14 protein-coding genes are annotated in these 12,086 nt (G+C 45.1%); 6 read left to right on the plus strand and 8 right to left on the minus strand.

All coding sequences use genetic code 11. The annotated features are described in order from the left end of the window. Positions 1-58: 58 nt before the first annotated feature. From LKO28_RS09285 to LKO28_RS09315, 7 genes are all read right to left on the minus strand, one after another. On the minus strand, positions 59-1,585 hold the full coding sequence (locus LKO28_RS09285; protein ID WP_227694523.1) for an Hsp70 family protein: 1,527 nt from the start codon (positions 1,583-1,585) through the stop codon (positions 59-61). Further along, a complete protein-coding gene (locus LKO28_RS09290) occupies positions 1,582-3,279 on the minus strand; it encodes a hypothetical protein (protein WP_227694524.1) in 1,698 nt (565 codons plus the stop codon). The genes LKO28_RS09285 and LKO28_RS09290 overlap by 4 nt, the downstream gene beginning before the upstream one ends. 70 nt (positions 3,280-3,349) lie before the next feature. Then, positions 3,350-4,393 carry a hypothetical protein gene (locus LKO28_RS09295; RefSeq protein ID WP_227694525.1) on the minus strand — a complete coding sequence of 348 codons (1,044 nt, stop codon included), beginning with the start codon at positions 4,391-4,393 and terminating at the stop codon, positions 3,350-3,352. 52 nt (positions 4,394-4,445) lie between these two features. After that, entirely contained in the window at positions 4,446-5,180 is a 735-nt protein-coding gene (locus LKO28_RS09300) for a hypothetical protein (RefSeq protein WP_227694526.1), read from the minus strand. Positions 5,181-5,530: 350 nt separating this feature from the next. Further along, positions 5,531-6,421, minus strand: coding sequence for a hypothetical protein (locus LKO28_RS09305; RefSeq protein ID WP_227694527.1), 891 nt, complete (start codon positions 6,419-6,421; stop codon positions 5,531-5,533). 49 nt (positions 6,422-6,470) lie between these two features. Next, complete coding sequence (locus tag LKO28_RS09310; RefSeq protein WP_227694528.1) at positions 6,471-7,262, minus strand: DUF3575 domain-containing protein; 792 nt, start codon at positions 7,260-7,262, stop codon at positions 6,471-6,473. A 14-nt stretch (positions 7,263-7,276) separates the two neighbouring features. Next, a complete protein-coding gene (locus tag LKO28_RS09315) occupies positions 7,277-7,672 on the minus strand; it encodes a hypothetical protein (RefSeq protein ID WP_227694529.1) in 396 nt (131 codons plus the stop codon). Positions 7,673-8,047: 375 nt separating this feature from the next. Between LKO28_RS09315 and LKO28_RS09320 the strand changes: the two genes are divergently transcribed. The 5 genes from LKO28_RS09320 (at position 8,048) to LKO28_RS09340 (ending at position 10,982) form a co-directional block, all read left to right on the plus strand. Beyond that, the gene (locus LKO28_RS09320) at positions 8,048-9,028 is read left to right on the plus strand and encodes a deoxyhypusine synthase family protein (protein WP_227694530.1); all 981 of its coding nucleotides are present in this window, start codon (positions 8,048-8,050) and stop codon (positions 9,026-9,028) included. 66 nt (positions 9,029-9,094) lie between these two features. After that, complete coding sequence (locus LKO28_RS09325) at positions 9,095-9,622, plus strand: hypothetical protein (RefSeq protein ID WP_227694531.1); 528 nt, start codon at positions 9,095-9,097, stop codon at positions 9,620-9,622. A gap of 27 nt (positions 9,623-9,649) precedes the next feature. Further along, positions 9,650-10,228, plus strand: coding sequence for a non-canonical purine NTP diphosphatase (locus LKO28_RS09330; RefSeq protein WP_227694532.1), 579 nt, complete (start codon positions 9,650-9,652; stop codon positions 10,226-10,228). A 262-nt stretch (positions 10,229-10,490) separates the two neighbouring features. Further along, positions 10,491-10,670 (plus strand): hypothetical protein, encoded by a 180-nt coding sequence (locus LKO28_RS09335; RefSeq protein WP_227694533.1) that lies wholly within the window; start codon positions 10,491-10,493, stop codon positions 10,668-10,670. 21 nt (positions 10,671-10,691) lie between these two features. Then, positions 10,692-10,982: a helix-turn-helix domain-containing protein gene (locus LKO28_RS09340; protein ID WP_227694534.1), complete on the plus strand. Its 291-nt coding sequence runs from the start codon at positions 10,692-10,694 to the stop codon at positions 10,980-10,982. A 258-nt stretch (positions 10,983-11,240) separates the two neighbouring features. On the opposite strand, the gene LKO28_RS09345 is transcribed toward LKO28_RS09340, so the two are convergent. Next, positions 11,241-11,498, minus strand: a complete 258-nt coding sequence (locus LKO28_RS09345; RefSeq protein ID WP_227694535.1) for a hypothetical protein — start codon at positions 11,496-11,498, stop codon at positions 11,241-11,243. Positions 11,499-11,729: 231 nt separating this feature from the next. Here LKO28_RS09345 and LKO28_RS09350 point away from each other — a divergent pair, with 231 nt between their 5' ends. Continuing rightward, the gene (locus LKO28_RS09350) at positions 11,730-12,047 is read left to right on the plus strand and encodes a DUF1778 domain-containing protein (RefSeq protein ID WP_227694536.1); all 318 of its coding nucleotides are present in this window, start codon (positions 11,730-11,732) and stop codon (positions 12,045-12,047) included. The last annotated feature ends 39 nt before the right edge of the window (positions 12,048-12,086 follow it).

Below are 12,086 nucleotides of genomic sequence, written 5' to 3' on the forward strand. Positions count from 1 at the left end.
TAGTTTTTTATTTAAACATCATGGTTGTCATTAACCATTAACAATCAATCATTAACAATTAAATAACATTATTAATAAACGCTTTCTGCACTAACTTCTTCTGTGTGGCAAGGTAATTGGCGCCCATGCCTTCCTTGCCGAAGGTTTTTTCCAGTTCACGGCCTGTTCGCGGATCATAGGCTTGCAGTACCACGACACTATCTTCGGTATATTCCAATGTGATTTCGATCGGATAGTTCGCTTCGTTGCTCGGCAACGGACCGACATTGAGTATCCCCATGGTCTTGACATCGTTGTCTTCGATAAACTGAACTAGCTCGATGCGCATTTTACCCTCGTTGTTCGGGCCTGTGTAGTACGTCTTTTTTACTTTGAGTGGGATCGGCCTGTTTTTCGGGATGATAATATCTAGAATGGTACGTCCGCTTTCGGAGTCGATGGCCCGTACCGCCAGGTTGTATCCCGTAACCCCTTTGAGCTCGGAGGGCATATCCGTGTTGCCGGGCTGGTCTTTGCCGGACAGCATTCGGGCGTAGATGGCTGCACCATAGACGACTGCTTTCATCGGGTCCTGGAAACGGATTTTGTCGGCCAGCTTTGGCATCGTGGCTTTGATGTGTTGCTGCACGAAAGGCACCATCGACGAGCCACCCACCAAAAGAAGTACATCGACGTCTTCTTCGCGGAGATTGGCCGAGGAGATGCAGCGGCGCAAGATTTTGAGTGTGCGATCCACATGGGTGCTGATAGCACGTTCAAACTCTTTGCGGGAGATGAACACTTCGATGTTGTCATCGCCCAACAGGCACATCCGGCTGATGTATTGTACGCCCGGACTGGACAGCTCGATCTTGACCTCTTCAGAGAATACGCGAAGTTGCTGTGCTTTCCGGCCGGAAAACTCGATGGGTCTGCCTAACGACTTTTCAAATTGCTGGTATACGATATTGGCGATGGCTTCATCAAATTCTTTACCGCCAAGATCGGTCAAACCATCCTTGCTGAGGACATTAAATGTCCGGTCGCTCATATTCAGTATGGTGGCGTCAAAGGTGCCGCCGCCCAGATCGTATACCAATATATTTTGTTCGGTGGCTTTATTGCTGAGGCCATAGTGCATGGCCGCCGCTACGGGTTCTTCGACGAGCCCCAGCACGGGCAAGTCGATCATGGCGGCCGCATGCAATACCGATTTACGCTGGGCATCGCTGAAATGGGCGGGAATGGTGATGACAGCCCCCTCCACGGTGTTGGATGCGTAGATCTCCGCATCGTATTTGATTTTTTTGAGCACAAGAGCCGCCACACTTTCTGGATACCATACATCACCCTGACCGTCCATGTGCAGGGTTTTATTGTCGCCGAGATAGCGTTTGAAAAAGCGGATCACGCCTAGGTCGGGGTTCTGCTCCAGCATGTGCATGACCGACTGTCCGACAAAGGCGTTGTTGCCATTGATGTGCAGTATGCTGGGCGTGTACAGTACATTCTTGTCAGAGTTGTCCGGCAGCAATACCGGCTGATGATCCAGATTGAGTGTCGCGCCGAGCGAATAGGTGGTTCCTAAGTCTATTCCAATAATCATAATTGCTGTAGCTGTTGTTGGTATTGGTGCATCAGTTCGCCCTTAAACTGGGCGAGTGAGCGGTCATACGTATCTTTATTTTTCAAAACACTCTGGTGGCTGCGCTCCCGTTGCTCCAGCCCTTGGATACGGCGTTGTACCGACCGTTGTGCTTGTTGTATTTTGTCCTTGTGCTGTTCGGCCGCCTGGGCGAAAACCACCTCCAACGTGTTGACCAACTGGTTGAGTTCCTCACGCAGAGCACCGATGATTTCCCGCTGCCACTCGTCGGTGACTTTTCGGATCATGCCTTTTGTTTCCGCGAGTAGGCTCTCGCGCATACGGTTCAGTTCGGTATCGTAATCATGGGCTTTGCGAGCTTTGGTGTTTTGTAAGAATTTGTAAAAACTATATACCGCGATGGGTATCAAAATCAAACCAATCAGCCACATGTATTGTGTTAAAACTTTGAGAGCCGGGATAAACCGGGAGATTAAGAATAAGGACATCACGCCCATAAAGGGTGCTGTCGCTGCCCGCATATAATCCGAAAATTGCAGTTGTTTCTTTTCTGTTTCATACTTCTGCGTAAATTGCACATACTCGGCGATATTAGCTTCAAGTCGAGAGAGGTTGATCTGTATTTGAGGTGTATACGAAAATTCGATGCGGTGCTCCTTTAACTTTTTACCCAGGTCGGTGCTTTCCTGTTTAATAAACTCTTTGAATGCAAAAATATCCTGTTCGATCTGCATCCGTAGTCCCTGAAACACCATGCGCGCCAGTGTGTCCTGTGTGCCGGCAGGTAAGGTCATGCGGATATTGCCGGCGAAATTCTCTTCCTGTAGGTGATCGACCTGTTGGATGAGGTTCTCGACCTGGGCCATCAGGGAATTGGGGCTGTGGCGCTGACCAAGGCGGATAAGACGATCCTGTATGCCGCGTTCGCATTCGGAGAAATCACGTTGCAATCCCCCTTTTAGTTGTTGGAACAAGTCCCGCAGGTTGAGTTTCTCTTCCTGCTTCACACTGTTGATGTCCTGTTGGGCGTTAAATTTCTTGGTTTTGATGTCTTTTTCCTGCTGCCAAATGAATTGATAAAACGATTCGGAAATCTTTTCCAGTCCTTGTAGGAGGCGCGTGGCATGTGCCAGTGGTAATATGTTTTTAAGGGGCCCCGATTCCAATAATAAGGACAGGTTTTCGGGTAATTGTGCTGGGTGTAGTGCCTGCACCTGGAGTTGTGGCGCGGCCTGCATAAAATTCTCCTCGGCATGATTGAGAAAGAATACAATGCCGTTTTCGGCATCGAGGCGTAACAAGATCGGTTCGACTTCATCTTCGGTCGGTGGTTCGGAAGCAAACCAGCAGACGAGCTTCAAACAAGGAGCAAGATTGGATGTGCTTCGTACCGGAATGTGTGCCGAGTTGTACACCGTGATCCGGTAGGTCGCGATATCGCTCCGCAGGATATGCAGATATTGGTAGCGGTGTGCAGCATCATTCAGCTGCAACGGCAGGTTCCTGCCCTCTTCGGGTATAATCTGTAAGAAATCCAATAACCGATAAAGTTGTTCCTCTTTCGGCATATCGAGCAAAAGGATTTCAACGGGGTATTCGGAGGTAGGCGTCGCCTGTTGTTCCAAAAGCTGGAGATGGTCACTCAAATGGTGTCCCATCTCCATGCCCGGGTAGCTGCGCATTAGATCCTGCATGCCCCGTGTTGCTTTATGGAAGCGGTCTGAAAAAATAGTGGATACAGCCAAAACGTTGGTTTAATTTGGGTTAAAACATAAAACTACCACCTCCGGAAGAGGATGCCGATGAACGGATTGACTCGATTTCGGAAAGGATACTTTGCGCCTCTGAACGGATCGATTCGACTTCGCTTTTTACGCTTTCTGCTTCGCTTTTACTGCTGTTGATTTCGGAGATTAAGCTTTCTGCATCGCCTTGTAGTCGTTGTATTTCACTTTTCAGGCTTTCGGACTCTTGTCTTAACGATTCGATCTCTTGCTTCAGCGAATCTGATTCATCACGCAGTTGCTGATTCTCATCGCGTAATGCGGTACTTTCGTCGCGTAGCGTAGTAGATTCATCTCTAAGCATGGTTGACTCATCACGTAACGTTGTACTTTCGTCACGAAGTGCTGTGGATTCGTCTCTCAATGCTGTGGATTCGTCTCTCAATGCTGTGCTTTCGTCGCGAAGTGTTGTGGATTCGTCTCTTAACGCGGTTGACTCATCGCGTAATGTCGTACTTTCGTCGCGAAGTGCTGTGGATTCATCTCTTAATGTGGTTGACTCATCACGCAAGGCTGTACTTTCGTCGCGAAGTGTTGTGGATTCGTCTCTTAACGCGGTTGACTCATCGCGTAATGTCGTACTTTCGTCGCGAAGTGCTGTGGATTCATCTCTTAATGTGGTTGACTCATCACGCAAGGCTGTACTTTCGTCGCGAAGTGTTGTGGATTCATCTCTGAGCGTGGTTGACTCATCACGCAAGGCTGTACTTTCGTCGCGCAGGGTAGTGGATTCATCTCTAAGTGCAGTTGACTCATCGCGTAAAGCGGTACTTTCGTCACGTAGAGCAGTACTTTCATCGCGCAAGGTGGATGTCTCGTCACGGAAAGCGGCGGCTTGTGTCTGGCTTTCTTGCGCATCCGTTGCGAAACCTTCGATCTGCTGTGCCGTTTCCTGCGCGTGTTGATATTGTGAAGTGATTTCTTCAGTTAGCCCCTGGGCAGTAGAAGATTTTTCGATTAATTCATCCAACGTGCCTCCGGCAGTGGAGAGGATGTCATTTAATTGATCTGCTGTGTAGTCCATGATATGTATTTTTTTGATATATAAAGATGGAGTTATTTATGTTTTTCTATTTTTAAACGGATTTTACCAGCGAAGAGAATACCTGCATTTTGTATTGTAATGAAAGCGATAGTTCCGGCGAGGGCAACATGCCCAATAAGGATAATAGTTCATCTTCAAAAGTTGTATTCTCCTGGATATATTGCGCTAATGTCTCGTCGTCGATGAACGATAGGTCGTCCGTTGGTTCCGCTGCTGGCGAAGCATTGCGCTGTGCTGCGTTCAACATGTCGCCTTTTTCTACTGTACTCAGGTGGTTATAGGCGGCCCAGGATATACCCGCGGCACCCAATACAAGAGCCGCCGTTAAAAGCGTCCGCTTTCCGAGTGTTGGATTCGGTTCTAAATAGGCTTTGTTTTTCTGTAGCACGTCCATTTGGGGTTTTAGTGCAGATGCCTGTTCGGGCTGGCTTTGGCGGAGCTCGTCAAAGCGTTTGTTTACTTTATCCCAATCTGCTGTTTCGTTCAGGCCGACGGACTTTAATGCTTCTTTCGTTTGGTGTACGTTGGCGTTTTCCTGGCTCAGCCGTTCGGAGAAAGCCCGGTAGGCGGTGTCCAACCGTCTTAGCTTTTGTTCCTGTTGTGCTTTTTGGCTACTGTCCTTTGCTGCATCGATGGCTGTCTTTAAGACTTGTGCCTGCTTTTCGTAAGCTTTTTTGATTTCAGGCCACTTACTGGAAAGCGGCAGATTCAGTTGGTTGAAGAGGTTGTCTTCACTCAGCTTTTTTGATAAAGGTAAACTGCTCATGCTCTTTTCTTTTTTTTAAGGTCTTCTTTTTTGAAGCGCTTTATCGGTTAATTGTTTTTAATGCCCGTTAGTTATGTATAATAGATATGTTATTCATAAGATGGTTTAATATTTAATGGTTATAAATAATGATCTTTTTTTTAAAAGTATTAAATTATTAATTAACACCAAAAGCTGAATAGAATTTTTATGTTCATATTCAGCTTATATGGTTAATATGGTGTTTTGTTGTGTCTGTGTTTTTTTACTTCAATTTCTTTGTTAAAATTTATGGCTTTGGCTCGTTCAATAAATACCCATTAGTAAGTATTTCTGTCCCTTGTTCCACGCGCGGTCAACAAACACCCTTTTTACAATACTACCAGATTCCACCGCGTCCCGTTTTCTAAGGTTGCCCGAAGCTGTGCGGCTGTCAGCTCCACGATGTTTATTTCCGAAGAATGGCCATCGATACCGGTAAAGACAATAACCCGCTGTTGCCTGTCTTTCCACCTCCAGGTATAGATGTCGGATTCCAGGTTTACGCTGGTGATAATCTCTCTGCTTGCCCCTGTCTCCGGATCTACCGAAGTGCTGGACTGAAAGTTTAAGTACCGCATCAGCATGGTTCCCGATGATGTGAACTGTAGGCCTTGATCTTGTGGCTTGAAACCGTGATTTTCGAAGATTTTCTTGTTGGCTTGGTCAAAATCGGCCCAAGCAGAAAAACCCCATTTGCGGGCAAGTAATGTGGTATTTTCACTACTGTCTACGGATGCTATGTATTGTGCAGATAGCTGCTGTTGCCGATTACCTTGAAGATAGGTTAAGGTAAACGTGAAACTTTCGTCCGAAATGCTGGTGATCGTAATCCGTATGATATCATCCAGGGTAATGGTCTTCCCGTCTGCACTGATGGTGAATGAGCCAAATAGCTTTGTTGAGGAGCTGCCGGAAGTTTGCGCCTTGATGGCGGAATGGCTCCGCGCTTGCAACGATAGCCTCGCCTGCGGTGCGAACGAAGTGCCCACCTCAATCACATAGGTGTTTCCATCCAAAAACTCGATGCTCCGTACATCATCTCCTTCGGAGATCTGCCATTTCCCATTGATCCTGGTTTCAGCGTCCTGCCGGTTTTCAGGTAACTGTTCTTCTGTTTCATCGATAATAGTATCTCCGTGATTATCTTTCGAACAAGAAAGAGCTAGGAAAGAAATGCTCATCATGAGCATCATGAATCGTATAAATGTTCTAGATTTCATCTTTATATCTTTTTATTTTTTGTCGTGTTTATTTCTGTTTATCGAGATGTTAAAATCGGTATCCGATAGATAACCCCGTTCGAATACCTGCCCAAGGGCTGCGTAAAACGTTAATATCTGCACCATCAGGGCGTACTTCTGATTCGATCTTGATACCTACCGGTAAGTCTTCCAGATCTACTTTTAGTTCGTCCAGACTTTCGCGTAAGGATGCCTGTTCGTCGCTATCGAGTGCCATCTTTCCGGATACTTTCCCTTTGGCACTTCCGTACCCTGGCCCTATAATTCGCCAATCTAAGTAGATGTTTTTGGATAGTTTGAAATGGGTTCCCAACGACAGTCCGGCGGTAAACGACTGTATACTTCCATTTAGGGGGATGGTTTCTGTACGGCTATAAATATCTGTGTTCGCATCATCTATATCGACATCAAAATCGAAAGGAAGTGTGGCATTATAGCTGGCGTATTTCACATAAGGAGCGACGTAAAAACCTCTAAATGGCCCTCGTTTGGAAACATAGAAACGTGCCTCCGGCGTGATAGAGAAATTGGAGCTCTTGAAGTTATCGATGAGATCGTTCAACTCCTCATCATCCACGATATCTTTTACCGTAGAACCGAAGGGTATTCCCTTTTTGGGGCGCAGACTGAGTGCTGCCCCCACGCTGATGCGGTCGGTCAATAGGCGTTCATATTCAAAGGCGAATTTTCCGCCCAAAAGAGGGAGGACGTTAAACTTGACTATGTTTTGGCCTTCTGTAGAAGGCAGGGTTTGGGCAACCGCTTCTATCGGAGGCAGCGCCAATGCCACAAGGATGGCAATAAATAATTGTTTAGTCATTATATATGGTTATTTTATCTTATTCGTTCAAAGGTTGTATCCGAATTATGTTCGCCATAAGCATCTGCTTGACGAAACATGGTTTTTAGCGTGTTCCCTGTCAAAGAATACGTATATTCCGTATTCATCAATATCAGTTTACTTCCATTGGTCGAATAGATACCCTCTGAACGGGCTCCATCTTCATCGATAACAATGCAGGTATAATCTTCATTTAAAGTAATCGAGAGTCCGCTAGAATTTTCCACGCCATCATAAGGTTTTCGCTCGCGAACACCATCTTCATTCTCTCCCCAGCTCCATCCCCATCTTCTGGCAGATCTCATAATCCACACCCCCGCGAGATCATTTTCCCTAATTTCATACGACGCGTGTATGGTTTGGACAACGGTCGGGGTTGTCCTTTTCACAGGCAGCGAAGGCCAAGAAGCAGAGCGCAAGCCAATTTGTTTTTAAAAGTAATTTCTTCATAATATTTAATCGTAGATTATTAGTAGCCTTCTTTAAAGATTAACAAACTTTACCCTTGCAAACTTACAACGGGATAATAAAACTTGAAATACCCACTATTGGGTATTTTTACGGAAAATCCTAATTTTGTATATGTATATATTTACTTGGATAATAGGAACACAAGAAATTATCATCCTTTCGATTCTGATCTTAATTTTGGTCTTTTTTGTAATCGTTTTTAGTCGCCTCCTCCGCCGGAAATGATCGTTGCCGATGGCATGACTATCCCTATAAAATCCTTACCTTTGTTTAAGAATAGAAAATTTGAAACTATGAGTACACAAAAAGGTCCTATTTCTCAGTTTCTGGAGAAAAATTACTTGCATTTCAATGCGGCTGCTTTAGTAGATGCGGCTAAGGGATATGAAACACACCTGTTGGAAGGTGGAAAGATGTTAATCTCTTTAGGCGGTGCAATGAGTACGGCCGAGTTGGGAATTTCGCTGGCAGAGATGATTCGTCAGGATAAAGTGCATATCATTTCTTGTACGGGTGCCAACCTGGAAGAGGATGTTATGAATCTCGTGGCTCATTCACATTATAAACGCGTACCAAATTATAGAGATTTGACGCCGGAGCAAGAACGGGAATTGCTAGATCAGCACTATAACCGCGTAACGGATACTTGTATTCCGGAAGAAGAAGCCTTTCGTCGCCTACAAAAACACCTAGAAGATGTGTGGCATGCGGCAGAAGAAAAAGGCGAACGCTATTTACCGCATGAGTTTTTGTATCAGGTCGTTAATTCGGGCGTGTTGGAGCAGTATTACGAAATTGATCCGAAAAACTCTTGGATCGTGGCTGCAGCAGAGAAAAACCTGCCGATCGTCTGTCCGGGATGGGAAGATTCCACGACCGGAAATATCTTTGCATCGAATGTTATTAAAGGTAACCTGAAAGCGAGCACCGTGAAGTCTGGGATCGAATATATGATCTATCTTACAGAATGGTACCGCGCGAACTCCGACGGTAAAGGAGTAGGCTTCTTTCAAATAGCCGGCGGTATATCGGGAGACTTCCCCATCTGTGTCGTGCCGATGATGTATCAGGATTTGGAGTGGACAGATGTACCTTTCTGGTCTTATTTCTGCCAAATTTCTGATTCTACGACCTCCTATGGTTCGTATTCAGGCGCTGTGCCAAACGAAAAAATTACCTGGGGTAAGTTGGATGTAGACACACCGAAGTTTGTGGTGGAATCTGACGCGACTATCGTTGCTCCTTTGATTTTCTCTTATGTTTTAGGACATTAAGCATCTTAATATGTTACAGGCGAATAGGGAAGGAAATATACCTATCCGCCTGTAACTCGCTTAAATATGAGTCAGCTAATTACAAATAATCCCATCGCACTTCAGGCACTTTTGTCCGAAACCCTTTTTGTTCCCAAAGAAACGGAAACACGCCTAGCATCGCAGGCTCCAGTGGCGGATGACACTAGCGCCATGGAAACGGAGGAGTTTATTTATCAAGGCGATAAATCTACCGGGATTTTATTTATTCTGCGGTATCCAGATTTCCCGTATTTTTCGCCGCAGGCTGAAGAAGCGTTTGTGAAAACGATAGGGGCTTTACAGCTGACGAAGGAAAATGTAGCGGTCGTCAACCTCGCCAATCCCCATAACCCCAATGATTTTAAGCGAATCATGCAGTTTTTTCAGCCTACTAAGATTACTTTACTCGGCGTAGAACCTATTTCGTTGAAGCTCCCAGAGATCGCGCATAACTCCTATATGAAAGGTCGTGTAGCCACCGTGTTCCATACGTTTAGCTTCGAGGAAATGTTTGCTGATGTGCAAAAGAAGCGGTTATTCTGGAATGAATTTAAAACATTTATCGGCTCATAAATTTAGCATACGTCAAAAACATAGCGCATGGAATTAGTATTTGCAACGAACAATGCACATAAGCTGGAAGAGGTGCAAGCCATTATTGGTGATAGATTTACCATAAAGTCGTTGACCGATATTGGCTGTTCGGACGATATTCCGGAAACGGGTGTCACCTTTGAAGAAAATGCGCAGCAAAAGACCGCTTATCTTGTGGCGCATTACGGACTAAATTGTTTTGGTGACGATTCTGGGCTGGAAGTCGATGCACTCAATAAGGAGCCTGGTGTCTATTCGGCACGTTACTCCGGTTCACGTGATATGGAAAAGAATATTGATCTGGTATTATCTAGGTTGAGCGGGGAGGTAGCCCGAACAGCACGGTTCCGTACGGTGATTTCACTTTCTCTAAACAACCAACAATACTTCTTCGAAGGCGCTATCGAAGGGCAAATTATCCATGAACGTCGAGGCACGGGAGGATTCGGTTACGATCCTATATTTATTCCAGAGGGCTACGATAAAACGTTTGCCGAAATGACTTCCGACGAGAAAAATCAAATTAGCCATCGGGCTATTGCGGTAGGGAAGCTTGCTGCGTTTCTGAAAGCGAATCAGGGCTGACTTGGGGATTTAATTTCGCGTGATAAGCCATAGATATACTTCCTTTTTAAGTCAGATGATAAAATTCGAACGCCATCCAGATTAGCTTGCTTAGAAAAAGTAATTTATTCTTCCCTTAAGGTAGGTTACTTTGCGTACTGGAATTGCAAATTAAAATAGGGGACTTTTTTATGGTGCCAATCTATCTTTTTCTAGCAGTATCTCTTTCTGTGTTACCCTATTTTTTCTTGAGCTTAGTTCTTATTACGACGATCGTGGGCGTATGATCCAGAGCGCGGCACAGAACCACCTGGGTACGGGGGCCACGGACTATGTGACCAATACCTATAACTCTCCAGTCAAATGTAGCAATTCCAGTGGGCAGGAGAACCTGACCTTGCCGAAGGGCAACCGCCAAGCGTTTCCCGATTTCTTTGCTTTTGTGGATAGTAACATATTATAATAACTTAAATAAATTAACGGTATGAAAAACGGTAAATGTGTACAGTGTGCAGTGATGCTGTCTATTTTGAAAGCGTTGGATATTGATGTCGGGACACCGGCTGAATGTGATGAAAAGCCGAATGTAAGCGAATTGGAAGGGCTATTATCGCGAAAGGAAGTGATGAGTTTGTTGAACATCGCGAAATGCACCTATACGCGATGGATTGAACAGGGGATCTTAGTTCCCAGAATATTTGGCAAACGACATTTCTTTTCAGAAGCAGATCTTGGTCGTGCGATGAAAGAGAGTATTCGTAAAGGTAAACGATGATAAAACGGCGACCTTGTTCGTTGTTTTAGGGTAAGGGGAAATATCCATATTGGGGTGTTTCCCCTTCGTTTTGCCGTCCTTCCGTACGATTTCGCCGGACATCCTAACAATTTCGTTGCCCTTCCCAGGCATTCTTCCGCCCTACAAAGTCATCGGGATGGCCAACCAGGACGCACTTCCGTCCATCCGGGTCACACTTCCGTCCTTCCAAGCCTCACGGATGGGCATGCCGATCAAATAGCTGCCCATCTGGCTCGTTTATCCGTTGTTTTCGCCCATGCTCCGGCCATGGAAAATGACACGGGTGTACACCCGTCTTAAACAGATGTCCTTCCGTACCCTTTGGTTGTCCGTCCGCTGCAAATTTCCGTTCGTCCAAGTCTCACGGATGGGCAACCCTGTCGAACTTCTGTCCATCCAGCTCACTTTTCCATTCGGCGAAGTCATACTTCCGTCCGGCAAAGTGACGCATCCGTCCGGGAGAATGAGGACATCATTGTCCTCATTAGGGCTCATTAGTCCTCAAATGTCCTCATCTGTCCTCATTTTCCGTCAAAATTTTCGGACTCGGGACACCTTTGTTTCACAGCGAGGGAATGGGCCCTGCTGCTAAAAGCAAAATGTTATGAACATTAAACAACAAGCATTGGGCGGTTTCACCAATTTATTCTATTCATAACAACATTTATAATATTTTTATGTGTACGATATATTTACGTACACTTGTATTGTAGAATACATTTTATCATGGCAACATTAATAAATGATCGTATTGACATCCGTATTAGTAAGGAAAACAAAGACCTTATAAAATATGCTGCTGAAATAAGTGGTTTTAAGACCGTTTCTGAGTTTATTGTTTCTTTGGCTAAAAATGAAGCTAAGAGAATCATAGAAGAAGAAACTAAACTTCTTAAGTCAATGGACGATAAGGGTCTCTTTGTAGAAACTTTACTGAATCCTCCTGCTCCAAATAAGGCTTTAAAATCAGCCTTAGATAATTATGACGATTTATTAAATTCATCAAATCCGCATGATTTCGACAGTTTTAGGAAAAAATCATAACCGGAAAAGTTTTACTTGTGGTATAGATGAATTACATGT

The organism is Sphingobacterium sp. FBM7-1 (assembly GCF_020687765.1).
Classification (GTDB): domain Bacteria; phylum Bacteroidota; class Bacteroidia; order Sphingobacteriales; family Sphingobacteriaceae; genus Sphingobacterium.